Genomic DNA, 24,591 nt, shown 5'->3' with positions numbered 1-24,591 from the left:
TGTCCCCCTTCACCCGTTTTATCACTTTATCTACTATCATAATACAACTTTCCTCTTATGAATCTGACAATCGTGTGAACAACCGATTATTTTTTATATATTCTCCGTATGTAATAAAGGAGATTCAGTAAAACTAATAAAAAGCTCCCTACTTTATAATGATTATAAATTAATAACTCTATTTGTACGTTACCAAAAAAAGTCCTCATAATCAAGTGATGGAAACTATTCCATATAAATTATAACATCATCTTTCCTATCTTCTTTCATCATGAAGGAAAATATGTATGATTGTTCCAAAATGTAGCACACACTTTCTCAATACAATGTATTTGACATTGTATTTATTTTTCGTTATATTGGTTTTATAAAATTAAATTGTGCACAACTTAAAAAGAAAGGAGTTATTCATGATAGAAGATTCTTTGCATCTAGATAACCAACTTTGTTTTTCTATTTACGCCTGTTCTAGAGAGGTTACACGTTTTTATCGACCGTATTTAGACGAAATGGGTATTACGTACCCTCAGTACATTACTTTACTCGTACTATGGGAACAAGACGGACTAACAGTAAAAGAAATTGGAGAACGTCTATTTCTAGATTCCGGCACGTTAACACCTATGTTAAAACGGATGGAATCATTAAACCTTGTAAAACGTGTTCGTTCAAAAGAAGATGAGCGAAAAGTTTGTATTGAATTAACAGAACAAGGTAAAGATTTAAAAGAAAAGGCTTGTTCATTACCGAAAACGATGGCTACAAATTTAGGAATTACAGAGCAAGAGTATCGTTCTTTATTAATCCAATTAAATAAACTAATTGAAACAATGAAAACAATAAATGATAGAAAAGGGGAATAAACATGGATAAATTATATACTGCTTCAGTAACAGCAACAGGTGGAAGAAACGGGAAAGTAGTTTCAGATGATGGCATATTAAATCTTGATGTAAAAATGCCGAAAGCATTAGGTGGTGCTGGCGGGGAAGCAACAAACCCTGAGCAACTATTTGCCGCTGGTTATGCCGCTTGTTTTGATAGTGCATTGCAACTTGTCATTCGTACAAAACGAGTGAAAGTGGAAAGTACAGAAGTAACTGCTCACGTTTCTATCGGAAAAGATACAGATGGTGGTTTCGGACTATCTGCTGTACTTGACGTACATGTCGCTGGCGTTTCTCATGCCGAAGCACAAGAACTTGTAGAAGCCGCTCACGGTGTATGCCCGTACTCTAAAGCAACACGAGGGAATATTGAAGTAACATTAAACGTACGCTAAAAATTTATACAAACAAAAAACGCGCGACATTCGTCACGCGTTTTTTGTTTTTGTCATTTTATGAATTGCCTTCCACGCTTCTTCTTTTCCAAGTCCTGTTTCAGAAGAGAATAGAACGATTTCATCGCCAATTTCAACAGCAAGCGTTTCTTTTACAACTTTTAAATGCTTTTGCCATTTCCCTTTCGGAATTTTATCGGCTTTCGTCGCAATAATAATTGTTGGAATTTCATAATGCTTTAAGAAATCATACATCATCACATCATCGTTTGTTGGTTGGTGACGTAAATCTACTACTAATACAGCTGCATCTAATTGCTCACGTGTTGTAAAGTACGTTTCAATCATCTTGCCCCATGCTGCACGTTCCGTTTTAGATACTTTCGCATATCCATAACCTGGAACGTCAACAAAATGCATCATTTCATTGATTAAGAAAAAGTTCAGCGTTTGCGTTTTTCCTGGTTTAGAAGAAATACGTACTAACTTTTTACGATTTAAAATTTTATTAATAAAGGAAGACTTCCCGACATTTGAACGACCTGCTAATGCAATTTCTGGTAAATCACTGTCTGGATATTGTTCTGGTTTAACAGCACTAATTACAATATCTGCTTTTGTTACTTTCATTGTTTCACTCCTACTAATGCGTGCTCCAATACTTCGTCTAAATGAGATGCAAGCACAAACGTAAGATTTTCTTTTACGCTTTCTGGAATATCATCTAAATCTTTCTCGTTCTCTGCTGGCAAAATAATTTTTGTTAAGCCTGCGCGATGAGCACTTAATGTTTTTTCTTTCAATCCACCAATTGGTAATACACGGCCACGAAGTGTAATTTCACCTGTCATACCAACTTCTTTACTTACAGGAATACCTGTTAGTGCAGAAATAAGTGCCGTTGCCATCGTAATACCTGCTGACGGTCCATCTTTTGGAACTGCTCCTTCTGGAACGTGAATATGAATATCATTTTTCTCATGGAAATTTGGATCGATATGAAGCTCTTCGGCACGAGAACGAATATAGCTAAACGCAGCTTGTGCTGATTCTTTCATAACATCCCCAAGTTTCCCTGTTAAAATTAATTTCCCTTTACCTGGCGCTACGGACACTTCAATTGCAAGTGTATCGCCGCCCGCTGCTGTATAAGCTAACCCGGTTGCCATTCCGACTTGGTCTGTTTTCTCTGCTTGCCCATAACGGAATATGTGTTTACCAAGTAAATCTACAATATTTTTCTCTGTCACAACAATACGTTTACGTTCCGCTGTAACGATAATTTTCGCTGCTTTACGACAAACTTTTGCAATTTGGCGCTCTAGCGTACGAACACCAGCCTCACGTGTATAATAACGAATAATTTCAAGAAGCGCTTCATCACGTACTTGTAAATTACCTTTTCGTAAGCCATGCTCTTTTAATTGTTTCGGCAATAAATGCTCTCGAGCAATGTGCACCTTTTCCAGTTCTGTATACCCAGCAATCGAAATAATTTCCATACGGTCAAGTAATGGACCCGGAATACTTGAAAGTGTATTAGCGGTTGCTACAAACATAACTTTCGATAGATCATATGGTTCTTCAATGTAATGATCACTGAAGTTATGATTTTGTTCTGGATCTAACACTTCAAGTAATGCTGCTGATGGATCACCACGGAAATCGTTAGACATTTTATCAATCTCATCTAATAAGAAGACTGGATTAACTGTTTTCGCCTTTTTCATACCTTGAATAATGCGTCCCGGCATTGCTCCAACGTATGTACGACGGTGACCACGAATTTCAGATTCATCACGCACACCACCAAGGGATACACGGACAAAATTACGATTTAATGATGTCGCAATTGAACGAGCTAACGAAGTTTTCCCGACCCCTGGAGGGCCTACTAAACAAAGGATAGGTCCTTTTAATGAGTTCGTCAATTTTTGTACAGCTAAATATTCAAGCACTCGCTCTTTTACTTTTTCAAGACCGTAATGATCTTTGTTTAAAATCTCTTCAGAATGAACAAGATCAATCATATCCTCTGTCGCTTCTGTCCACGGAAGTGCTAATAACCAATCAATATAATTGCGAATAACACCGCTCTCCGCAGAACTTGCTGGTAGCTTTTCATAACGATCTAATTCTTTCAGTGCAGCCTTCGTTGTTTCTTCAGGCATTCCTGACTGTTCAATTTTCTCACGAAGTTCTTCTACTTCCCCGCCCTTACCTTCTTTATCGCCAAGTTCAGTTTGAATCGCCTTCATTTGCTCACGTAAGAAATATTCTTTTTGCGTGCGTTCCATTGAACGTTTCACTTTTTGTCCAATTTTCTTTTCTAAACTAAGTAACTCTTGTTCATCTTGAATAATTGAAATAAGTGTATGTAATCGTTCTTTCACAGATACAATCTCTAAAATTTCTTGTTTCTGTTTCGTTTTAATTGGCAAGTGAGAAGCAATTAAATCAGCTAGTCTTCCTGGTTCTTCTACATCAGCTACCGTTGCAAATGTTTCATTTGATACTTTTTTCGAAACTTTAATATATTGTTCGAAATGCTCCAGTAACGTACGCATAAGAGCTTTCTCTTCTAAATCATCTTCCACTTCTTCAGTTACCGTTTTAATAGAAACTTGTACTACATTTTCTTCCTCGATAAACTCTACTACTTCTGCTCTATGTAAACCTTCTACAAGGACACGAAGCGTACCGTTCGGCAATTTTAACATTTGCTTCACTTTCGCCACTGTACCTACACTATATATGTCATCTTCTTTCGGATCATCGATATTCATTTCTTTTTGCATCGCTAAAAAGATGATATTTTCATCCATTGCCGCCTGCTCTAGTGCCTGTATCGATTTATCACGTCCTACATCAAGATGCAGAACCATCGTTGGATATACGAGAACGCCTCTTAATGGTAGGAGGGGTACGATTCTTTCATTCGTATTCATACTAGACATAGCACCTCCATAATAAATTAAACTCCTGTTCAACTATTTTATATTACAATACATCTAGATGCAATTGCAGAGATTCTGAGCAATTATAAATCCCTTGTTTTTTCTCCCTTATGAAAAGAAAAAAAGACTCCGCTTAAGCATACAAACTTAAACGAAGTCTGGCAAATTTTATTATCATTCATTCTCACATGGATTGTGCATCTGTTTCGTCTACAGTAGTATGTACATCAAGCTCTCGATGCATATTTTCCTGCATAAATGTTAGCTCAAATACTTCTTTTAACTTACGAACAGGAATGATTTCAATTCCCTTTATTGTGTACAAAAACGGTTGCATGTTTTCAGCAGGAATAATGACTTTCTTAGCTCCTGCTTTTTTCGCAGCCTTTATTTTTGCGTACACACCACCAATAGGCTTCACTTCTCCATGTATACTTATTTCACCTGTCATCGCCACTTCATTATTCACATATGTACGATGCACGGCTGAGTAAACACCCGTTGCCATAGCAATCCCTGCAGAAGGACCATCGATTGGGATACCACCTGGAAAATTAATATGTATATCGTACCCTTCTGGCAACACATCTAAAGAACGAAGTACTGTTAATACATTATCTACAGAACCTTTCGCCATACTTTTACGACGAATTGATTTCGTTTGGCTACCAATACTTTCCTCTTCTACAATACCGGTAACATTTACCGACCCTTTATCTTTCGCCGTGATTGCTGTTACTTCTATTTCTAATAACGCTCCTGTATTCGGTCCGTATACAGCAAGTCCGTTTACAAGACCGATCCTCGGAATAGGGTAAATACGTTTTTCATATTTCGGTGCAAGCTGACTAGAATGAACAACCCACTCTATATCTTCATCTTTAATGAAAGAACGTTCTTCATTTATCGCCATACCAGCAGAGATTTGCACGAGATTAATTGCTTCTCGTCCATTCCTTGCATACATACCAATCATTTCAATACCGTTCTCACCGATTTGCATTTCCACTTTGTCGGCTGCATTCTTCGCTACTTTTTGAATCTCTTCTGTATCTAGCTCACGGAAAAATACCTCTAAGCAACGAGACCGAATAGCAGGTGGAATTTCCTCTGGTGAACGTGTTGTCGCTCCAACTAAGCGGAAATCCGCTGGTAAACCTTTTTGAAAAATATCATGTATATACGTTGGAATCATCGTATTCTCTTCACTATAGTACGCACTTTCTAAAAATACTTTTCGATCTTCTAACACCTTTAACATTTTGTTCATTTGAATCGGATGTAGTTCACCAATTTCATCAATAAACAAAATACCACCATGTGCATCTGTTACTGCGCCTTTTTTCGGTTGTGGAATACCTGCTTGCCCCATCGCACCAGCACCTTGATAAATCGGATCATGAACCGAGCCAATTAAAGGATCTGCAATACCACGTTCATCAAACCGAGCTGTCGTCGCATCAAGTTCGATAAATGTTGCATTCGTACGAAATGGAGATTTCGGATTTCGTTTCGCCTCTTCTAATACAAGACGCGCTGCCGCTGTCTTTCCGACACCTGGCGGGCCATATATGATTACATGTTGCGGATTCGGACCACAAAGAGCCGCTTTTAACGACTTAATCCCGTCTTCTTGCCCTACAATATCTAAAAAGGATGTAGGGCGCACCTTTTCCGCAAGCGGCTCTGTTAGAGAAATCTCACGCATTTTACGAAGCTGTTCTAATTCTTTTTTTGATTCTCGATCAATTGAAACTTTTTGTGTTCGCTGATTTCGAAGTAAGTGCCAAAAATATAATCCGACAATTACACCAAAAACAAGTTGAACAAGTAAAAATATATTTGTCCAGCTCATCATTTATTTCCTCCCGCAATGTTTTATCATTTAGTATTTCCGCGGAAGAACGTAGCTAAACATAAAGAAAAACAGCAATTATAAAAATTGCTGTTTCTCTTTCGCATTATGCAGATGTTTTTGTATCAAGTACAGTACCGTCTTGTAGCACCAATTTCGGTGGCTCATTATCAGCTACTGTTTCTTTCGTAAGAATACACTTCTCGATATCTTTGCGAGATGGAAGTTCAAACATTACATCAAGCATTAAGCCTTCAATAATAGAACGAAGTCCACGAGCACCTGTTTTACGTTCAATTGCTTTTTTCGCAATCTCAATCAGTGCGCCTTCTTCAAACTCTAACTCAACATCGTCAAGCTCCAACAGTTTTTGGAATTGCTTAACAAGTGCATTTTTCGGTTTCGTTAAAATATCAACAAGAGCATCTTCATCAAGTGGCTCTAGGTTCGCAATAACTGGAAGACGACCGATAAACTCTGGAATTAAACCAAATCTTAAAAGGTCCTCTGGTAATACGTGAGATAGAACATGCTTTTCATTTACATCAGCATTTTTCTTCTCTGAACCAAATCCAATTACTTTTTCACCAAGGCGACGTTTAATAATTGGCTCAATGCCATCAAACGCTCCACCACAAATGAATAGGATATTCGTTGTATCAATTTGAATGAATTCTTGATGCGGATGCTTACGACCACCTTGAGGTGGAACGCTTGCTACAGTACCTTCTAAAATTTTCAGAAGTGCCTGCTGTACACCTTCACCAGATACATCACGTGTAATTGATGGATTTTCGGACTTACGTGCCACTTTATCAATCTCATCAATATAAATAATTCCTTTTTCCGCTTTTTCTACATCATAATCAGCCGCTTGAATTAGTTTTAGTAAAATGTTTTCTACATCTTCCCCAACGTATCCAGCTTCTGTTAAAGATGTTGCGTCCGCGATTGCAAATGGAACATTTAAAATACGCGCTAATGTTTGTGCCAATAATGTTTTACCACTACCTGTTGGCCCAATAAGTGAAATATTACTCTTCGCTAATTCTACATCATCAATTTTGCTGTTAGAATTAATACGTTTGTAATGGTTATATACCGCTACCGCTAGTGCTTTTTTCGCGTTATCTTGTCCGATGACATACTCATCTAAGATTTCACGAATTTCTACCGGTTTCGGTACATCTTTGAATTCTACTTCTTCGTCCTTCGCAAGCTCCTCTTGTACAATTTCAGTACAAAGCTCGATACACTCGTCACAAATGTAAACACCTGGACCTGCAACTAACTTTCGAACTTGCGTTTGTGTTTTACCACAGAAAGAACATTTTAATTGCCCTTTTTCATCATTAAATTTAAACATATTTTCACACCCCTTACAAAGTGCTAACCTCTTGCCTTCGTATGTACACGATAAATGTATCGTATGTAAATACATATTATGTCACTACGTAGCGAGAAATACAAATAATATGACTAGTTATGTACAAATAAAAAGTTTTTAAAACTTTTGAAATATGTATATTCGACTTATAAAGGAACTTTTCCTTCTTCATCGAAAAGTTTTATAAATATATTTCTATATTTATAAAACAAGGCACGATTAAAATCGCGCCTTGTTATTTTATTATGCAGCGTTTTCTACTAAGAAGTCTACAGCTTTACGCACTTTAAGATCTTCAGATAAAGCGTCTGCGCTTCCAAGAGCTTGCTTGATAGCGTCTACTGGCATACCGTACATTTCAGCCATTTTTTCAACTTCTGCAGTTACTTCTTCTTCAGTAACTTCGATGTTTTCAGCTTCAATGATAGCTTCAAGAACAAGATTGATTCTTACACGTTTTTGTGCATCCTCTTTCATTTGCTCTTTTAATTTGTCAGCATCAGTACCTGTGAATTGGTAGTAAAGCTCAAGGTTCATACCTTGTTGGCTTAAACGTTGCTCGAATTCACGAACCATACGATCTAACTCAGTGTCGATCATAGCTTCTGGAATATCGATTTCAGCGTTAGCAGCAGCTAATTCTACTACTTCGTCACGTACTTTGTGCTCAGCTTCGTGCTTTTTGCCTTCTTCTAAGTTTGTACGAAGTTTTGTTTTTAATTCATCAAGAGTTGCAACTTCTTCGTCAGCCTCTTTAGCGAACTCGTCGTTTAACTCAGGAAGTTCTTTTGTTTTGATTTCGTGAATTGTTACTTTGAATGTTGCTGGTTTGCCAGCTAATTCAGCAGCATGGTACTCTTCTGGGAATGATACTTCAACGTCTTTAGACTCACCAGATTTAAGACCAATTACTTGCTCTTCGAAACCTGGGATGAAAGTACCAGAACCGATTGCAAGAGAATAGTTTTCGCCTTTTCCGCCTTCAAATGCTTCGCCATCAACGAAACCTTCGAAGTCGATTACAGCTGTATCACCATTTTCAATAGTTCCTTCTTCTTTAACAACTAGTTCAGCTTGACGCTCTTGTAAAGCTTTTACTTCATTCTCTACATCTTCGTCAGTTACAGTTGTTTCAACCTTTTCTACTGCTAAACCTTTGTACTCACCTAATTTAACTTCAGGTTTCACTGTAACTTTTGCAGTGAAGATAAGGTTAGCATTTTTTTCGAACTTCTCAATATCGATTTCAGGATGAGCAACTGGGAAGATACCAGCTTCATCGATTGCTTCACCGTATGCTTTTGGTAAGATGATATCTAAAGCATCTTGGTATAAAGATTCGATACCAAAGCGTTGTTCGAATAACGGACGAGGCATTTTTCCTTTACGGAAACCTGGTACGTTGATTGTTTTTACTACTTTTTTGAACGCAGCGTCGATAGAGTTGTTTACTTCTTTAGCATCAACTTCAATTGTTAAAACGCCTACGTTACCTTCTAATTTTTCCCATTTTGCAGCCATTTATTCTTTCCCTCCAACTATAATAATGTATGCACATACCTCTATAGATCAAAATATTCATTATCTCTCTTTCGAAATAATAAATGTACAAATAATCCTCTAGCAAATGCTTTCAGATATAATGTTCCAATCTACTAGTTGTCTAAAAGACAACTACGGTATATTTTGTTCGAGACTAATATGAAACATATTAAGTAAGAGAATTACACTTCTCTTCTCTTACAAACAGGCAGATTTCTGCCTTTTGCAACCCTTACATTATAACATAGAATATGCTCGTTTCAAGAACTGAACGATTCTTTTTCATAATTATACGGGCAAATATCCTTCTCTTTCAACACGCAATAACCATTGATAGGCAATATGAAACTCTTCTAATTCAATATTATATGCTGTCATAAGTTCTTCTTCATCAATAGCCAATCCGAAACGTTTTCTTCCAATTCTCTCTAAAACAGCAGCCCAAATCTCTACTTTATCCATTAATAGTGCAAATGGGAAAACGCTAATTTGTAATTCTTTCCAATATGCAACCATCGCACTAAATATATCGGGATAATTTTGCTCCAATCGGCTTGATAATGTATGTATAATGTTATCGGATTGCTCCTCATTATGACCTGTAAATGCTGGAATCACTTTAACCCTATTTCCAAACTTTTCTACTTCTATCTCTTCTTCTACTTGATTTTCTATCATTTTATACAAAATAGAAGTTTTCAAATAAGGATGTTGCTTTTCGTCTATTAAAAATTTCTTTAAAACAGGTAATGCGAGATCCAAGTCTTTTAACGAAATCTGTTGAATCGCTCTCAGCTTTTGCCCAAAGTTTTCTCCAAAAATCTCCTTAGTAAATTCATCTAATTCGAAATTTGAATCAATTAGCGACGTGTCTTCTTCATTTAGCATACCTTCTGCAAATAAAGCGAGTTGTGCTAATTTTTCCTTTTGCTCATTCATTATATCTTTCGTTCGCAAAACTTTTTCAACAGTTTCAATAACACCTTCATAATCATTTGTTTGAACTAAAATCGTCACATACGTTTCAAGAATATCACCAAATAAGACAGCTCCTGTTTCAAGCAGCTGTTCACATTTGTCTTTCGCTTCTTCCATACGTTTTAATTCCAGCAAACAAATAACGGAAGCTAATTCCGTTTGTTCCGTTTCTGCATTATACTGACGTAATATTTCAAAGCAGCGCAATGCATCTTCGAATTCCCGCTCTTTCAGTGCTAAAAAACCTTCATCAATATAGCGTTCTGATAGTTGCGGAAACAATACGACCGTATTTTCTTTTTTATCCATACGTCCGCCTCTTTTTCTAGATTTTAATGATCTTCAAAGTAAATATATCAAATGCGTAATAAGAACACAACAATCTAAAACCTTTTGTTTGAAATATAAAAATATTCTATTTTTATATTTCAATACAGCTAAATCTTTATTAAAAAATCAAAATTATACAAATAAAAATCCTCAGCAACAGACGCAGAGGATTCATCATTAATGGAAAGCTTTTATAATTGTGGGGTATATTACAAGGGTAATAATTTGGAGAACAATAATTGCCATAACAATCATGCTAAAATAGAAGATTGGCTTACTTCGCTTCATTAAAAACATAATAATAAGCATCGTGCAAGCAAACAAACTTAAGAAAAACAAACTCGTTGTCGAACTAAGTATACCACTCGGGACAAAGAACAATAACACTACACTACAAGTACCTATAATTCCAAATAACCATTCCATTCATTCACTCATTCCCTTTCCCTCTCATGGTAGTTTTTTTACTAAGCGATTAAATGTTTTACAACATCAACTACATACGTTAATTTCTCATACGCTACAAATCCAAAAGCAACTGTTAAGCCTGTTACAACTAATCCCTTCATCATTTCTTCCTCCTCGTTTTATCGTTGTTACCTTCATTATAAAAGATTAGCAATTTCTTACCATCGAACTACCTTACAGTTACCTTACAGAATTGTAAGATTTCAAAAGGGTTAGAAAAACACCTCCTATCGCTTGAGGTGCTTTCATGGAATTTCTCTATAATCACTTGCAATATTAACTTTTTCTCTTGATAATTTTTCGGAGAATCAACTCTCAAACTAATGGATTTATTAAGTAATTTAGGATCGAAATAATATTCGTTATTTTTCTTAACTTACCTTCAAATATTTTCGCCTTACAAGAAAACATTTTGTTAAAATCATGTTAATATATTTTTGTATAATTAAGAATTTAAAAGGGGGATTATATATGTTTAAAAAAATGGCTGCAGATGTATTAGGACTAAGCGATGTAGGGTCTGTCATTACACCGAAAGATTACGATAAGGTTGATGCTGATGATTACGTGATGCATGAAGATGGAGAGAAAATTTATTTTCTAATTAAATCAAAATCAGATGAATATTGTTTCACAAACAAAGGATTAATCCACCTAGATGGCACAAGCGCAACAAGTAAAAAACGTACACTACGCCGCTTTAGCTATAGTAAATATCAAATTAAAAACGTAGCACTTGAAACTGCCGGAACGATTGATTTAGATGTAGAAATTAAGTTTCAAATGGGAGATGAGCATTATTCAATTGATGTTCATAAAAAACACATTGAAGAATTAAAAGATTTATATAAGGCTTTACTTAAAATAGAAGAAATTTCATACGACAACGATATTACATTGCAGTATGCACATAAAAGTCTAGATATGGCATCTAACGCTTTTAGCCGTATCTCAAATGCACAAGTAAATTTAGCAGAGCAATTTAAAGAGATGAATGAAATCGCCTTTAACTGGCTCGTTGATACGAAAAAACAATATAATGTGAAAGATTATGGTTTTGTCTTTGAGAAGTTTATTAATAACTAAACAAAAAACCTTGTTATCAAAAAATAACAAGGTTTTCTTAGCGTCCCAGGAGAGATTCGAACTCTCGGTCCGCTCATTTCCGTACTATTTTATATATTTTGATCGCAGTCTTAATATATCTTCCTCTTCGCGAATGCCTGCCGATCCCTTCCTCACATTTTTTACGACAGTCCAATTCGGGTTAGTTTCATCACCGATGTTCTGTATTGTAAAGTTACCGTCACCATATTTCCGTTGACCTTCTGCCAATTTCTCCGTTAAATCATTCTCTTTTGCTCTCGCCATCTTTGCGCCATCTCCCTTTTTTATACAACCTTCTTAAACTGTCCAACCAATCATACGTCCAGTCAATTGGAGATTCTCGTTTTCCGCTTCTATTAATTGTAACACACTGTCGGGGATAAGTTTCGATAACGGGTGCTCAATCGTACTAGAATGATAAAAAGTTTTATAACACTCTAAGTGAACAATTGGGATAATATAGATATGGATTTAAGTTCCATCATAAGCCTATTGATTCTTTAAATTAAACAAGAGAAATAGAGCGCATAAATGGCGCTCTTTTCTTAATGCACTTTAATCTGTTGTATATAATAATTATTATATGTTACGTTATATTTTTTACACCTCTTGCACATACATCAATTTTTAGACAAACAAAAAACCTTATTATCAAAAGATAACAAGGTTTTCTTAGCGTCCCAGGAGAGATTCGAACTCCCGACCGTACGCTTAGAAGGCGTATGCTCTATCCGGCTGAGCTACTGGGACATGGAGCGGGTGAAGAGAATCGAACTCTCGACCAGAGCTTGGAAGGCTCTTGTTTTACCACTAAACTACACCCGCATATGTTATTTTATTTTTCTTCGTTAGCGCTGTTGCCCTATCGACAATATTTATTATATGTATATCCATACATAAAGTCAACACCTTTTTTAAAAGAGGATAATTTTTCTTATCCTCTTTTAAAAACTGCTTGTTCAACTAGTTGTCCGTCTAATGTTTCAAAGCGAACATCTATATGTTTTTCATTCATTTCTAATAAGGCAAATGTCTTTTCTACACGCTGACGTGGTAATAAAATACTTCCTGGATTGATAAATAAAACTCCATCAATAAATTCCGCACCTAATACGTGAGAATGTCCGAAGCATGCAACTTGTGCCCCCACTTCTTCTGCATAGTACGCTAACGTTTGTAAAGTCATTTTCACGTTATGACGATGTCCATGCACAACTAAGAAGCGAATGCCATCTACGTCAGTTACAATTTCATCTTGAAAGTTAGCATAATCACAATTTCCTTTTACAACATGGAAACCTTGCAGTTCTTCATGAGCAGGCGTTAACTCCGAATCACCACAATGGATCATGACATCTACTTTCCCTTCATATTTCTCTTTTAACTGCTGTAATTCCTTCACAGAGCTATGACTATCGCTTACGATTAAAGCTTTCATCAATCTCTCTCCCTCATTCTCCTAAAAACCATTCCGGAATTTTTTCTTCTAACTTACGAAGAGCACGTCCGCGGTGACTAATGGCATTTTTCTCATCTGAACTTAGTTCTGCCATCGCTTTTTTATATTCTTCTACATAAAAGATTGGATCATATCCAAAGCCGTTTTCCCCGCGGCGCTGTTCTAAAATGTACCCTTCACACGTTCCATTCACAATGACCGGTTCTTTATCCGCTTCTGGGAATGCAACTGCTAATGCACAGTAGAAACGCGCTTTACGTTTTTCAAAGTCAATTCCATTTAATTCTTGTAACACTTTATCCATGTTCGCTTGATCGTCTTTCGGCTCTCCTGCAAACCGGGCTGAATACACGCCTGGTTTTCCGTTTAGAGCATCTACGATCAGACCTGAATCATCCGCAATTACGATAGAATCCAACTGTCTACTCAAACTATCCGCTTTTAAGATTGCATTTTCTTCAAACGTTTCACCAGTTTCTTCGACTTCTTCAATATGAGGAAAATCGTGTAATGATTTCACTTCTAAATCAAAGCGCTCAAATAACTCAGCAAACTCACGCACTTTCCCCATATTTTTTGTCGCAACAACAACTTGTTTCATATTTTCCACCTCTACTCTATATGAGATACGATGTCACCTAACGCTTCTTTTTGCATGTCAATTAGTTGGAAAATGCCTTGTTCCGCAGCATCAAGTAGTTCATTTAACTGTGTTCTGCTAAACGTCGCTTCTTCTCCAGTTCCTTGCACTTCGACAAACTGACCTTTTCCAGTCATAATCACGTTCATATCAACGTCCGCTTTAGAATCTTCTGCATAGTTTAAATCTAAAACAACACCTTGCTCTTCCACAATTCCTACTGACGTTGCTGCTAAATAATCTTTTACTGGAATTTTAGATACTTTTTCTGCTTGTAATAACTTCTCAAACGCTAATACCATCGCTACATATGCACCTGTAATAGAAGCTGTTCTCGTTCCACCATCTGCTTGAATAACATCACAGTCAATCCAAACTGTTCTCTCGCCAAGTGCTTCTAAGTCAACTACCGCACGTAATGCTCGTCCAATTAAACGCTGGATTTCCATTGTACGTCCAGTTACTTTCCCTTTACTTGACTCCCTGATTGTACGTTGTTCTGTTGCACGCGGAATCATCGCGTATTCAGCTGTTACCCAGCCCTTTCCTTCCCCGCGCATAAACGGTGGGACACGCTCTTCAATTGTCGCTGAGCAAATTACCTTTGTATCCCCAACTTCAATTAATACTGATCCTTCTGGGTGTTTTAAATAATTCGTATGAATATGTATATGGCGTAATTCTGTTTTCTCTCTACCATCTACTCGCATAAAAATAACCTCCTCATAACTACTTGTTAGTATAGCCAAATTTAAATGTATGATATGTATACAATAAAAGAAGGGGAACCCAAAAAGCAATTCCCCTTTCTTACTTAAGTATATCAAATTATCCACGATTAAAAACTACCTGTATTCACGTTTTCTGGACGATCTACAGGTTTTATTAACTTTCCGCCCTTTTCATCTATAAGATTTGCTTTACCATTTACCTCAATAGAAACACTTTTTACGCCTTTCTTTTCTGTTAAAGATAAAACTAACGACTTCAATACGTAATTTGAAACCATATTTTTATCTGGGTTTACAAATATATTTTCATTAAAGTTTAATGTAAGATTTCCGTCTTGCAATTTCGGATTCGTAATAAGCTTAACTCCTGGGTTAAAATCATTCAGGAGCGATTGATGAATCGGTCCTTTTACAAGTTCATCTATAATGGTTGCATAATCATTTTCTTTTCCCTCTACAACGCGGCGTGTTACCGGTACATAATATTGCTGCTTATCATTATTTTGCGCCATAAAGTAAAGCGTAACTGGTTTTGTATTTGTTACATCTGCTACTTGTTCATCATCAAAGTTAATACCATTCGCACGACTCACCCCTTCTCCAAGCGGTGTACCCGCGACAGGCATCTTCACTAACTTTTCACCATTTATCTGAAACTGCACTTGTTTTATTTCTTTAAATTGAGTCAAAGTCCACGCTACTGACTCAACAATTTGACGCTCTTCTTCTTTTGCATAGTTTTTCATTTCTTTAGAGAAATCAATTACTGCTGTCCCATCTTTTTTCAAATCTAGAGTCATCGATGTATTTGCTGGAATGACTGCACGGAACCCATTCGGTAATAAATCAGTTACCGGCCCATCTTTCACAAGGTATTCTAGCGTTTGCTGTATTACTTCATTCGCTTTCGGAGTAGGCATTGCGATTGTTTGCGGTACAACATATCCATTTTTATCAACTAAGTATATTTCTCTATTTATCGTTTGCCCTTGTTTATTTTTAGCCGTCCCTTTCTTTTCACCATCTGTATACGTAACTTTTTTTGGTGGATCAATTTGTTCGGTCGCTTTCTCCTGATTTATGAAGCCGCACCCTGTTAATAAAACAGCACTTACCGTAGCACCAATAACCCATTTAAAAGTGGATTTAGGCATGCCTTTCCCCCCTAAAAACTAAGTTTGTACTATTATGTATACGAGCTATTTCACGTTTTAGAACAAGCTGTGCTTCTTATAAAGTGAAACTTTAATCAGTAGGGTCTTACTGCCCGGCAAATAGCGGGATAAACAAAAAACCCCTAATTTCTCAGGGGTTCACTTATATGAATTCTATTATTATTCTTCTAAATGAATATGCTTCACATTTTCAATCGGCTGACCGAACCATTTTGATGCAATTTCTTTAAATAGGCCTATTTTCCCTGTTGTTAAGAAGAGATGATCACTTTGTTCCTCTCCCTCATTCAACATTTTACTATGATATAAAATTGTACTTACTTCACGCGCTGTTTCATCACCAGAACTAATTAGTTGCACTTTATCTCCCATTACCTTTTTAATAACAGGACCTAAAATTGGATAATGTGTACAACCTAAAATAAGTGTATCAATATCGGTATTTTTCAGCGGTTGCAATGTTTCTCTTACAACTTCATACGCCATTTCACTTTCGAAATTCCCACTTTCTACAAGTTCGACGAAAGGCGGACATGCTAAACTTTCTACCATAACACGGTTATTAATAGACTTTAACGCTTCTTCGTATGCACCACTTTTCACCGTTCCAATCGTACCAATAATCCCAACATGATACGTATTTGTCACTTTTAAAGCTGTACGTGATCCTGGGTGAATAACTCCCACTACCGGAATTGGTAATTGTTTCTGCATTTCTTCTAATACAACCGCAGTTGCTGTATTACACGCAATAACTAACATCTTGATATTTAAATCTAGTAAATGCTCCGTCATTTCCCACGTAAATTGACGCACTTCTTCTCGAGAACGTGGACCATAAGGGCAACGCGCTGTATCCCCTAAATATATAATACGCTCTTTCGGCAACTGACGAATTAATTCCTTCGCTACAGTTAAACCACCAACTCCTGAATCGATAACACCGATTGCTCTATTCAACTTCATCACCCGTTTTCTCATTCATCATCTTATTTTATCATTATATTTTACACACTTTAAGTTCGCTCACTTAAACTGCTTCTGTATGAAAATTTTCATTTGTACCTGTATAGACTAGGACCTTTTTTATTTTGCTCCTTTTTTTCATAATTTGCAAGACAGAAAAATAACCGACCTTCTATACGAAAGTCGGTTTCTTCTATATAAATTGCATATTTACCTCGCTATTTGCCGGGCAGTAAGACCCCCACTAATTAAAGTTTCACTTTATTGCTCCATCTTTTTTTTGGAAAGAAGACATTCCTATTAATAAGAAGAAATGAGCAGAAATTAAAATGACGATTAAACTAAAATTCAAACGATAACTATTTGTAGACTCCATAATTTTGCTCGCTACAGCTGGTCCAAATGCCATACCGAAAAAGTTAATTAAATTATATAAACCAAGTCCCAATCCAACTTTAGCTGGATGTAATGTTTTCGGTATAAATGTGTTTAATGATACTTGAATAGCTGAATAACTCATAAATGTTAAAATAATCGCTACTAAAATAACAATAAAGCTCCCTTTCGGAATAAGCCCTAAAATTAAAAAACCAACGATCATAACTACAGACGCTACATTAATCAGTCTCACATTCCCAAACGAAGGAACAATCTTTCCGGTAACAAAACTAGATACAATACCAAAGAGAGATGCAACAAACAATACAATCCCGATAACGAACGGAGATAAACTATGCTCTCTCCCTAGCAGTAATGGTAATAATAACAAACTAGCACATAGCGCCACATTAATTATAAATCCAACCGCAATTAAACGCAGAAATGGTTTATTCGTAAATAACTCAATATCAATAAAGGGATTCTCCGCGTTCTTCATACGAACCGTGAATAAAAATAAGAAAGCAGCAGATAGCACAAATAGCCAACTATTCATATTTACACCTAATAAAACGGTCGTAATCAATACAAATAATAAAACTGCTCCAATGAAATCAAAGCGGAACACTTCATCGGTATGTTGCACCTCTTCTGGCATAAATTTTACAAGCAAGAAAATACCAATCATTGAAATAACCATAAATAAAAATAAATACGGCCATCCTAACGTATTCGTAATTGCTCCACCAACTAAAGGACCGATACCAACTGCTAATGCAATAGAAGAACTAATCATTGCTAGCACACCCGCTTTCTTAGCAGGATTAACTAATTTTTCCACCGCAATCATACTAAGCGCAATAAACGCCGCTCCCCCACTCGCCTGCACTAATCTTGCGAAAATGACAATCGCATAAGATTGATTTACAAATCCAATAATTGAACCAGCTACAAATATGATAATGGAAGTTATTAATAGTTTTTTTACACTGTAACGGTCCGCCAGTTTCCCATATATTATCGAACCAATACCGACAACTAAGGAATACCCTACTACAACCCAACTGACTTTCGATTGGCTAATCGACAAATCACTAGCAATATCTTCTAACGCTACATTAAATAAAACCGCGTTCATCGGTCCTAATAAAACGATAAAACATAATGTGAAAACAAACCATTTTGAATGGTTACTTATATCTTCCCCCATGTGTAACACCTCTCCTGATTGTAGTAACTGCAAATGAAAAAATACAGTTATTTAGCTCCTCTACCACCACTAAACAACTTCATTAAATGTATAAATTTATCGCGCGACAAATTGAATTCGAAACGAAACATGTATGTTGTTCGATATTCATGGAACTATCATAGTTTCAGCATTACAGTTTGTCAATGAAAAATATACAAAGTAAACTAATTTAGTGTTTTTAGTTTACTTTGTTCAAAAATTGTTATACACTAATTTCGAATCCGATATAAGGAGGACTGACATGGTTATTCAAATTTGCAATTTCTAACTTAATAAAATGAAGTAAATAAAGAACTTTTATATAGAAGAAACATTACAGGAGGATTATGATGAAGAAAAAAATGTTAGTTGTGTTGACGAGCGTAGAAAAATATCCAAATTTAAATCGAGCTACTGGGCTTTGGCTTGGTGAAGCCGTCCATTTCGTTAAAAAAGTTGAAGAAGCTGGTTACGAAGTAGATTATGTCAGCCCACAAGGTGGTTATACACCGATTGATCCGCACAGTTTAGCAATGGCGGAGAGCATCGATTGGGAATGGTATCAAAAGAAAGAGTTTATGAATCGTCTCGGTTCTACAATGAAACCGAGTGAAGTGAATCCAGAAGACTACGCTGTTATTTATTACGCAGGCGGTCACGGTGTGATTTGGGACTTCCCAGAAAATAAAGAACTTCAAATGATTAGCCGCAACATTTATGAAAATGGCGGAATTGTTTCCTCTGTTTGTCACGGAGCTGCTGGTTTATTTCATATCACATTAAGTAATGGGGAACGTTTAATTAGCGGTAAAAAAGTAACAGGATTCTCAAATGAAGAAGAAAAACTAGCTGGATTGGATCAATTTGTTCCATTTTTAACAGAAGATGAACTCATTAAAAATGGAGGGCTTTACGAAAAAGCTACGCAGCCTTGGGAAGCTTACGCTGTAGAAGATAATCGTGTTATCACTGGTCAAAATCCGGCTTCAGGTGGCCCAGTAGCTGAATTCGTATTACAACACGTAAAAAATAACATGTAATAAAAAAAGCAGGTTTTCCATTCGTATAGGAAAACCTGCTTTTTTACGAAATCATTTGCAAAATAGCAATAATTTCTTTTTCAATTTCAGAATCATCAATTGCTTCTATATACTCCGGCTTAAAAAGTTGATACTTCTTTAATTGATAAAAATCCAGTATCGCTTTCTTTAACGTAATATCGTATTGAATACAAAAAGAATGATCTATAATACGCCTTAACATCACATCATCTTGTACCATAAATAATTGCGCATTCATTTTATTAAAGTATCCTTGTCCCATACCCGACTCAAAAAACATTTGTAAATTACGATTACGATTTTGTTGTGCAGCGACTAACTGATCTGACAAATGCGGATACGCTTCTTTCAAATCTTGCAAAAAGATATCCGAAATATACGTCACACATTTTAAAGAATGGATAAACGTCTTTTGGAAACGTTCTGCAAAGGACAGACTTTCATCTTGATTATCCGCATCACCTTCAAGAAGATAGTTTATGAAATCCTCTACTACCGCTTCAATAATCTCACCTTTCGAAGAAAAACGTTTATATAAAGTAGCTTTACTAATATCCATATATTTCGCGATTTCATCTATTTTTAATTGGCTAAAACTCGTTTTTCGAATAATAGGCTTTATTTTATTAATATAAGTATTTGCACACGCAACTTTTCTCATTTAAAAGAGCCTCCCCTTTTGTTCATACAAAATAGTATAGCAAATTCATGAATGATTATAAATGAAGTTATTATACTCATTATGTCTTTTTAGTTTATTGTATTTTCAATCTACACTATACAAAAAATATTCCTTTCGCAATAAAATACCCACTCCCTTTATTAGTAGCGGGTATTTTTTCTATAATTTATTTACAGCTCTTCTTATAGCTTTACCTATTTCCACACTAGACTGCGGATTTTGCCCTGTAATTAAACGACCATCCACTACAACATGTAGCGTAAAATTAGGTGCTACATAAAACAAAGCCCCTTCTTCTTTCAATTTACTTTCTAGCAAAAATGGAACTCGCTTTTCTAAATGTACAGCTTTTTCTTCATCGTTTGTATAACCTGTTATACTCTTACCGGCAACAAAAAACGAACCATCTTTATTTTTCACACCAACTAAAGAACTTACCCCGTGACAAACAGCCGCTACAATCCGGTTATTGTTATACATATTCTCAATTAAATTTGCTACATATGGATTACCTGGAAAATCTACAATCGCCCCGTGTCCACCACCAAATAATACCGCATCATACTCTGAAGAATGGACAGTTGAAATCGCCCTCGTATTTTGCAATAAAGAAGCGACATGCTTAAATTCACGAGGTATGCCATTCGGAATAGATACTCTATCAATCGGCACTCTTCCGCCTTTTATAGAAACAATATCAACATCGAACTTAGCTTTTTTAAATAAAAGATAAGGAGCTGCGAGCTCTTCCAGCCACAAACCAGTCGGGTGTCCATTCATATCATGAGCACTTGTTGAAACTAACAGTATCCTTTTCAACATATCCCCTCCTTATTACCTATTTATGTATGAAACGTTTTTATCATTCATATAGCACGTGAAACAAACAGAAAAATAGCCGACCTTTCATATAAAAGTCGGCTGCTTTCTTATAGTTCGAGCTCTCCCATGCGAAGAAGCTCAACAACTGCTTGTGAACGTCCTTTAACCCCTAGCTTTTGCATTGCGTTAGAGATGTGGTTGCGAACTGTCTTTTCACTTATAAAAAGTTCACCTGCAATTTCTTTCGTTGTTTTATCTTGAACCAGTAATTCAAATACTTCTCTCTCTCTCTTTGTGAGTAAAGGTTTAGATTGATACGCTTTTTCCTTCAACTGGTATAACCCTCCTTGCTTAAGCCAGAGCTGTGTATGTGTAAGTTGGGTGTTTATTTAGTCAAGATATTGTATGAACGAAATGTGCAGGTGGTGAATAAAAATGGGCTTTATTTCCTATGTTATTTTAGACTTTTATACAGTGCGGACACTCTTTTTATCCACTTACTTTCCAGTACGCCATATTTGTTCTAGCAATATACTTACAACTGTACCTACAAATAAACCATTCCCGAATATATATTGCATAACAGACGGCAATGATTGGAGTGCTCCAGACGGTAAAAACATAACGCCGCTGCCAAATAATACTGCAACGCCTAAAATCGTTATATTCCTTTCACTCATCGGCACTTGTTTTATATTATTAAATCCAATTCCAATTAACTGTACGAACGAAGCCATTAAAACCGCAGATGCAACAGCAGATGGTAAAGATGCTAAGTAACGAATAATACTTGGAAAAAGTGACATTACGACTAGTAACGCACATGCCATTAAGAACGATCGTATATATTTTTGCTTTGTTAAGCGTATAAATCCTGCCGTTGCTGGTAATGGAACGACACCTACAGTTGAAAATACAGAAGAAATGATATGTGAAATCCCTCCAACCCATGTACCATCTTTCAACTGTTTTTGTTCAATAGTCGCTTTATGAATCGTAGCTTGATTAATCGCTATAATAGCTGCCACTGTATTTGAAACTAAAATACATACCATAACGAAACTCGATACAGCCATCCCTGTATTCCACTTTGGAAGACCCCAAGCAAATATATGTGGAAGTTGTACAAAATGAGTTACTTGAGATGGGATTGTCACTTTCCCTGCAATGAGAAAAATAATCCACCCACTAATTAATCCTATTAAAACGGCATAACTTTTAACGAAACCTTTTCCAAAATTAGATAGTATAATAACGAACAGAAATATACTAAACGCGATTATCGCTGTAAATCCATCAATTTGAGAAATAGTAGCTGTAATTCCTAGCATTCCTTTTAAAAATACACCACTTAATTGTAAACATAATAAAAGTAAAAATGTCCCTGTCACAACCGGCGTAAATAAAAATACAATACGTCCAATAAAACCAGTTACTCCTAATCCTATTAAAATAACACCGGAAATGATCATTCCTAATTCCAAAATTTGCAGTGTACTATGTAATTGATCCTGCCCGACGGTTGCATAAGCAAGTACGGTAAATACACCAACCCAAGATCCAGCTGGCCCATCCGCAATTGGTAGTCTATGTCCAATCCATCCTTGTAAAAAAGAAGATATACCAACTACAAAAAACGTACGCTGCATTAAATAAAATATTTCTTCCGTCGTAAGATGAAATAACCCTCCAACGACAATTGGTAGTGCGATTGAATTCGCTAATAAAAATATAAACCATTGCAAAGTTCCCATAATATGATTTTGGTTATGTTGATTGTCCAAATTTTTCATCCCTTCTAGCTTTCCTATACGAAATATATTGTAAGAATAAAAAAGAAGAGTTCTATATTCTCAATTAGAACCCTCCTCAAATTATTTAAACGATTCTTCTACACAAGATTATTTAATTCCACCTCATTTAAACTTCCAACAACAATATCCCCTTTAAACACGACTAAACGCTTTTCTGTTTGACGCGCTACCGCTTCAGCAGTACATGTTGCATTCGTTAAAACAAAGCTCGCTTCATCTCCTACATTTGGCCAAGCTCGTTTCCCTTCCTTGTTTAACGTTTCTTTTCCTCCCGTAATAAAGCGAAGTGCTTTTCCTAAAGACCTTTCGTCACTCCACCCAAAACGCTCTGCTAATCGATTTGCCTTTTGAAGCATATCGCCAGTTCCAAACGGCGACCAATGATCTGTAATACTATCATTTCCTAATGAAACTTTAACACCTTTTTTATCTAATAATGGAATTGGAATTACTTGTTTACCAATTGGCACCGTTGAAGTAATATCAATACTTAAAGCTGCTAGTCTTTCTGCCACTTCTTCAGCTTCTTTATCAGTAACACCACCAAGTCCAAGCGCATGACTAATTGTTACACGACCTTGCCACCCTGCTTCTTCTGTTAAGCTTGCCAACCTCTTCATCGTAAACGTTCCTAGATTATTCGCATCATGCAAATGAATATCAACATCTGCATTAAATTCTACTGCGATATCCATAATCGTATGTAATGATTTTTCGATATCATTATCCACTGTAGCTGGATCCACTCCACCGACTAGATTCGCACCCATACGCATCGCATCTTTCACAAGTTGTACAGAATTACTGCGCAATAATCCATGTTGCGGAAAAGCAACGATTCTACCAGACATCCGATTTTTATATGTTTCTAATGCAGCTAACGTCGCCTCCAAATTATGAAGTCCAATAATTGGATCAACATTACAATGCGTTCTAATATTCGTTGTACCATTTCGAAGTAGTAACTCTAGCATATTTTCCGCCCTGTCTTGAGCAGTTGTTAATTGCTTTGGCAAAATCTTCTCTTCCTCATTAAAACGTGTAAAAATACTGTCTGCTGGCATACAAGCTTTCCAAGGCCCACTATAATATGTTTTATCAATATGAATATGCATCTCTTCGAAAGACGGCAAAATTAATAAGCGATTCGCATCAAGAGTTACTATCCCTTCCTCTTGAACAATCCCTTCTATAATTTTTTTAATTCGTCCATCTTCAATGAGTAAACTACATAATTCTGTTTCTGTTCGTGAAATTGCCCCTTCTTCATATGTATACCTTGATTCAAGCATTACATTAGTCAACCAATATACTGTCATTTCTATTTCCCCACCCTTTATTAAAAATCGCCTCATACCTCTTACTATAAGTTTAATATCCGCTGAAAATTAAGACAATTAATATGATCGTTTCACTAAAAAAATGTAATACAACCTCATAGTCTTCTCATAAATTTCCATATAGAATAGAAGTATATAGCTTCATATAAAAAAGGAGTTGATCGTTATATGTCAAAAAAATTATGTAAATCCGAAACTGATAAAATGCTATTTGGTATATGTGGTGGTTTAGGAGAATATTTTGATATTAGTTCTACTCTCATTCGTATCCTTTGGGTCATTGCTATTTTATGTTTTGGAACGGGATTTTTAGTTTACTTTATTTGTTTATTACTTATGCCACGTTCGTACTAATGGCATCACTTCCTATACTTAAGAAGAGCATA

Annotated in this window: 24 protein-coding genes, 2 tRNA genes and 1 pseudogene; 5 read left to right on the top strand and 22 right to left on the bottom strand. The window is 36.1% G+C overall.

Annotated features, from left to right (window positions below):
- The first annotated feature begins 410 nt into the window (after positions 1–410).
- Both ACS2MN_RS17940 and ACS2MN_RS17935 read left to right on the top strand, forming a co-directional pair.
- Positions 411–863: a MarR family winged helix-turn-helix transcriptional regulator gene (locus ACS2MN_RS17940; protein WP_000568749.1), complete on the top strand. Its 453-nt coding sequence runs from the start codon at positions 411–413 to the stop codon at positions 861–863.
- A gap of 2 nt (positions 864–865) precedes the next feature.
- Positions 866–1,282 (top strand): organic hydroperoxide resistance protein, encoded by a 417-nt coding sequence (locus tag ACS2MN_RS17935; RefSeq protein ID WP_000359777.1) that lies wholly within the window; start codon positions 866–868, stop codon positions 1,280–1,282.
- A gap of 33 nt (positions 1,283–1,315) precedes the next feature.
- On the opposite strand, the gene ysxC is transcribed toward ACS2MN_RS17935, so the two are convergent.
- The 8 genes and pseudogenes from ysxC to ACS2MN_RS17895 form a co-directional block, all read right to left on the bottom strand.
- Positions 1,316–1,912: a ribosome biogenesis GTP-binding protein YsxC gene (gene ysxC, locus ACS2MN_RS17930; protein ID WP_000869123.1), complete on the bottom strand. Its 597-nt coding sequence runs from the start codon at positions 1,910–1,912 to the stop codon at positions 1,316–1,318.
- Positions 1,909–4,239 carry an endopeptidase La gene (lon, locus tag ACS2MN_RS17925; RefSeq protein ID WP_000097313.1) on the bottom strand — a complete coding sequence of 777 codons (2,331 nt, stop codon included), beginning with the start codon at positions 4,237–4,239 and terminating at the stop codon, positions 1,909–1,911. Before lon ends, ysxC begins: the two co-directional genes overlap by 4 nt.
- 184 nt (positions 4,240–4,423) lie before the next feature.
- Positions 4,424–6,094: an ATP-dependent protease LonB gene (gene lonB, locus ACS2MN_RS17920; RefSeq protein WP_033657339.1), complete on the bottom strand. Its 1,671-nt coding sequence runs from the start codon at positions 6,092–6,094 to the stop codon at positions 4,424–4,426.
- 106 nt (positions 6,095–6,200) lie between these two features.
- The gene (gene clpX, locus ACS2MN_RS17915) at positions 6,201–7,460 is read right to left on the bottom strand and encodes an ATP-dependent protease ATP-binding subunit ClpX (RefSeq protein ID WP_000472286.1); all 1,260 of its coding nucleotides are present in this window, start codon (positions 7,458–7,460) and stop codon (positions 6,201–6,203) included.
- A gap of 264 nt (positions 7,461–7,724) precedes the next feature.
- The gene (tig, locus tag ACS2MN_RS17910; protein WP_000729257.1) at positions 7,725–9,002 is read right to left on the bottom strand and encodes a trigger factor; all 1,278 of its coding nucleotides are present in this window, start codon (positions 9,000–9,002) and stop codon (positions 7,725–7,727) included.
- Between the two features lie 309 nt (positions 9,003–9,311).
- A complete protein-coding gene (locus ACS2MN_RS17905) occupies positions 9,312–10,310 on the bottom strand; it encodes a hypothetical protein (RefSeq protein WP_000358249.1) in 999 nt (332 codons plus the stop codon).
- Positions 10,311–10,508: 198 nt separating this feature from the next.
- The gene (locus ACS2MN_RS17900; protein WP_001983650.1) at positions 10,509–10,757 is read right to left on the bottom strand and encodes a hypothetical protein; all 249 of its coding nucleotides are present in this window, start codon (positions 10,755–10,757) and stop codon (positions 10,509–10,511) included.
- A gap of 287 nt (positions 10,758–11,044) precedes the next feature.
- A pseudogene (locus ACS2MN_RS17895) lies at positions 11,045–11,157 on the bottom strand (group I intron-associated PD-(D/E)XK endonuclease); the annotation flags it as partial.
- Positions 11,158–11,270: 113 nt separating this feature from the next.
- Between ACS2MN_RS17895 and ACS2MN_RS17890 the strand changes: the two are divergent.
- Positions 11,271–11,885, top strand: a complete 615-nt coding sequence (locus ACS2MN_RS17890; protein WP_000473869.1) for a PH domain-containing protein — start codon at positions 11,271–11,273, stop codon at positions 11,883–11,885.
- Positions 11,886–11,969: 84 nt separating this feature from the next.
- Here ACS2MN_RS17890 and ACS2MN_RS17885 read toward each other — a convergent pair whose 3' ends face one another.
- The 9 genes from ACS2MN_RS17885 to ACS2MN_RS17845 all read right to left on the bottom strand — a co-directional run bounded on the left by ACS2MN_RS17885 (position 11,970) and on the right by ACS2MN_RS17845 (position 18,465).
- Entirely contained in the window at positions 11,970–12,170 is a 201-nt protein-coding gene (locus ACS2MN_RS17885) for a hypothetical protein (protein ID WP_000090056.1), read from the bottom strand.
- A 412-nt stretch (positions 12,171–12,582) separates the two neighbouring features.
- Positions 12,583–12,656 (bottom strand) — tRNA-Arg (locus ACS2MN_RS17880).
- Position 12,657: 1 nt separating this feature from the next.
- A tRNA-Gly gene (locus ACS2MN_RS17875) sits at positions 12,658–12,731 on the bottom strand.
- Between the two features lie 109 nt (positions 12,732–12,840).
- Entirely contained in the window at positions 12,841–13,344 is a 504-nt protein-coding gene (locus ACS2MN_RS17870; protein WP_000645514.1) for a metallophosphoesterase, read from the bottom strand.
- A gap of 13 nt (positions 13,345–13,357) precedes the next feature.
- Positions 13,358–13,966: an XTP/dITP diphosphatase gene (locus ACS2MN_RS17865; protein WP_000815932.1), complete on the bottom strand. Its 609-nt coding sequence runs from the start codon at positions 13,964–13,966 to the stop codon at positions 13,358–13,360.
- An 11-nt stretch (positions 13,967–13,977) separates the two neighbouring features.
- Positions 13,978–14,715 carry a ribonuclease PH gene (gene rph / locus ACS2MN_RS17860; RefSeq protein WP_001261767.1) on the bottom strand — a complete coding sequence of 246 codons (738 nt, stop codon included), beginning with the start codon at positions 14,713–14,715 and terminating at the stop codon, positions 13,978–13,980.
- A gap of 128 nt (positions 14,716–14,843) precedes the next feature.
- The gene (locus ACS2MN_RS17855; protein WP_001126733.1) at positions 14,844–15,890 is read right to left on the bottom strand and encodes a GerMN domain-containing protein; all 1,047 of its coding nucleotides are present in this window, start codon (positions 15,888–15,890) and stop codon (positions 14,844–14,846) included.
- A 180-nt stretch (positions 15,891–16,070) separates the two neighbouring features.
- A complete protein-coding gene (racE, locus tag ACS2MN_RS17850; RefSeq protein WP_000773999.1) occupies positions 16,071–16,877 on the bottom strand; it encodes a glutamate racemase in 807 nt (268 codons plus the stop codon).
- 256 nt (positions 16,878–17,133) lie between these two features.
- A complete protein-coding gene (locus ACS2MN_RS17845; protein WP_000503390.1) occupies positions 17,134–18,465 on the bottom strand; it encodes an MFS transporter in 1,332 nt (443 codons plus the stop codon).
- Between the two features lie 371 nt (positions 18,466–18,836).
- Here ACS2MN_RS17845 and ACS2MN_RS17840 point away from each other — a divergent pair, with 371 nt between their 5' ends.
- Positions 18,837–19,526, top strand: coding sequence for a type 1 glutamine amidotransferase domain-containing protein (locus ACS2MN_RS17840; protein WP_088055303.1), 690 nt, complete (start codon positions 18,837–18,839; stop codon positions 19,524–19,526).
- Between the two features lie 43 nt (positions 19,527–19,569).
- Here the strand turns inward: ACS2MN_RS17840 and ACS2MN_RS17835 are convergent, their stop codons facing one another.
- From ACS2MN_RS17835 to ACS2MN_RS17815, 5 genes are all read right to left on the bottom strand, one after another.
- Positions 19,570–20,208 (bottom strand): TetR/AcrR family transcriptional regulator, encoded by a 639-nt coding sequence (locus tag ACS2MN_RS17835; protein WP_087949478.1) that lies wholly within the window; start codon positions 20,206–20,208, stop codon positions 19,570–19,572.
- Positions 20,209–20,388: 180 nt separating this feature from the next.
- Positions 20,389–21,051: a type 1 glutamine amidotransferase domain-containing protein gene (locus tag ACS2MN_RS17830; protein WP_087949477.1), complete on the bottom strand. Its 663-nt coding sequence runs from the start codon at positions 21,049–21,051 to the stop codon at positions 20,389–20,391.
- Positions 21,052–21,158: 107 nt separating this feature from the next.
- Positions 21,159–21,383: a spore germination transcription factor GerE gene (gerE, locus tag ACS2MN_RS17825; protein ID WP_000659484.1), complete on the bottom strand. Its 225-nt coding sequence runs from the start codon at positions 21,381–21,383 to the stop codon at positions 21,159–21,161.
- A 165-nt stretch (positions 21,384–21,548) separates the two neighbouring features.
- Positions 21,549–22,844 carry a purine/pyrimidine permease gene (locus ACS2MN_RS17820; RefSeq protein ID WP_088055305.1) on the bottom strand — a complete coding sequence of 432 codons (1,296 nt, stop codon included), beginning with the start codon at positions 22,842–22,844 and terminating at the stop codon, positions 21,549–21,551.
- Between the two features lie 98 nt (positions 22,845–22,942).
- A complete protein-coding gene (locus tag ACS2MN_RS17815) occupies positions 22,943–24,184 on the bottom strand; it encodes an amidohydrolase family protein (protein WP_098709794.1) in 1,242 nt (413 codons plus the stop codon).
- Between the two features lie 189 nt (positions 24,185–24,373).
- Between ACS2MN_RS17815 and ACS2MN_RS17810 the strand changes: the two genes are divergently transcribed.
- The gene (locus tag ACS2MN_RS17810; protein WP_000038412.1) at positions 24,374–24,559 is read left to right on the top strand and encodes a PspC domain-containing protein; all 186 of its coding nucleotides are present in this window, start codon (positions 24,374–24,376) and stop codon (positions 24,557–24,559) included.
- Positions 24,560–24,591: the final 32 nt, after the last annotated feature.

Origin of the sequence: Bacillus cereus group sp. BceL062 (genome assembly GCF_051780025.1) — a bacterium.
Classification (GTDB): Bacteria; Bacillota; Bacilli; order Bacillales; family Bacillaceae_G; genus Bacillus_A; species Bacillus_A toyonensis.
The sequence above is the reverse complement of the archived record's forward strand: the minus strand, read 5'-3'. Positions and strand labels throughout refer to the sequence as shown.

Coding starts and splice junctions, on each gene's coding strand:
- ACS2MN_RS17940 (WP_000568749.1), top strand. CDS start 411: ATGATAGAAGATTCTTTGCATCTAGATAACCAACTTTGTTTTTCTATT.
- ACS2MN_RS17935 (WP_000359777.1), top strand. CDS start 866: ATGGATAAATTATATACTGCTTCAGTAACAGCAACAGGTGGAAGAAAC.
- ysxC (WP_000869123.1), bottom strand. CDS start 1,912: ATGAAAGTAACAAAAGCAGATATTGTAATTAGTGCTGTTAAACCAGAA.
- lon (WP_000097313.1), bottom strand. CDS start 4,239: ATGTCTAGTATGAATACGAATGAAAGAATCGTACCCCTCCTACCATTA.
- lonB (WP_033657339.1), bottom strand. CDS start 6,094: ATGAGCTGGACAAATATATTTTTACTTGTTCAACTTGTTTTTGGTGTA.
- clpX (WP_000472286.1), bottom strand. CDS start 7,460: ATGTTTAAATTTAATGATGAAAAAGGGCAATTAAAATGTTCTTTCTGT.
- tig (WP_000729257.1), bottom strand. CDS start 9,002: ATGGCTGCAAAATGGGAAAAATTAGAAGGTAACGTAGGCGTTTTAACA.
- ACS2MN_RS17905 (WP_000358249.1), bottom strand. CDS start 10,310: ATGGATAAAAAAGAAAATACGGTCGTATTGTTTCCGCAACTATCAGAA.
- ACS2MN_RS17900 (WP_001983650.1), bottom strand. CDS start 10,757: ATGGAATGGTTATTTGGAATTATAGGTACTTGTAGTGTAGTGTTATTG.
- ACS2MN_RS17890 (WP_000473869.1), top strand. CDS start 11,271: ATGTTTAAAAAAATGGCTGCAGATGTATTAGGACTAAGCGATGTAGGG.
- ACS2MN_RS17885 (WP_000090056.1), bottom strand. CDS start 12,170: ATGGCGAGAGCAAAAGAGAATGATTTAACGGAGAAATTGGCAGAAGGT.
- ACS2MN_RS17870 (WP_000645514.1), bottom strand. CDS start 13,344: ATGAAAGCTTTAATCGTAAGCGATAGTCATAGCTCTGTGAAGGAATTA.
- ACS2MN_RS17865 (WP_000815932.1), bottom strand. CDS start 13,966: ATGAAACAAGTTGTTGTTGCGACAAAAAATATGGGGAAAGTGCGTGAG.
- rph (WP_001261767.1), bottom strand. CDS start 14,715: ATGCGAGTAGATGGTAGAGAGAAAACAGAATTACGCCATATACATATT.
- ACS2MN_RS17855 (WP_001126733.1), bottom strand. CDS start 15,890: ATGCCTAAATCCACTTTTAAATGGGTTATTGGTGCTACGGTAAGTGCT.
- racE (WP_000773999.1), bottom strand. CDS start 16,877: ATGAAGTTGAATAGAGCAATCGGTGTTATCGATTCAGGAGTTGGTGGT.
- ACS2MN_RS17845 (WP_000503390.1), bottom strand. CDS start 18,465: ATGGGGGAAGATATAAGTAACCATTCAAAATGGTTTGTTTTCACATTA.
- ACS2MN_RS17840 (WP_088055303.1), top strand. CDS start 18,837: ATGAAGAAAAAAATGTTAGTTGTGTTGACGAGCGTAGAAAAATATCCA.
- ACS2MN_RS17835 (WP_087949478.1), bottom strand. CDS start 20,208: ATGAGAAAAGTTGCGTGTGCAAATACTTATATTAATAAAATAAAGCCT.
- ACS2MN_RS17830 (WP_087949477.1), bottom strand. CDS start 21,051: ATGTTGAAAAGGATACTGTTAGTTTCAACAAGTGCTCATGATATGAAT.
- ACS2MN_RS17820 (WP_088055305.1), bottom strand. CDS start 22,844: ATGAAAAATTTGGACAATCAACATAACCAAAATCATATTATGGGAACT.
- ACS2MN_RS17815 (WP_098709794.1), bottom strand. CDS start 24,184: ATGACAGTATATTGGTTGACTAATGTAATGCTTGAATCAAGGTATACA.
- ACS2MN_RS17810 (WP_000038412.1), top strand. CDS start 24,374: ATGTCAAAAAAATTATGTAAATCCGAAACTGATAAAATGCTATTTGGT.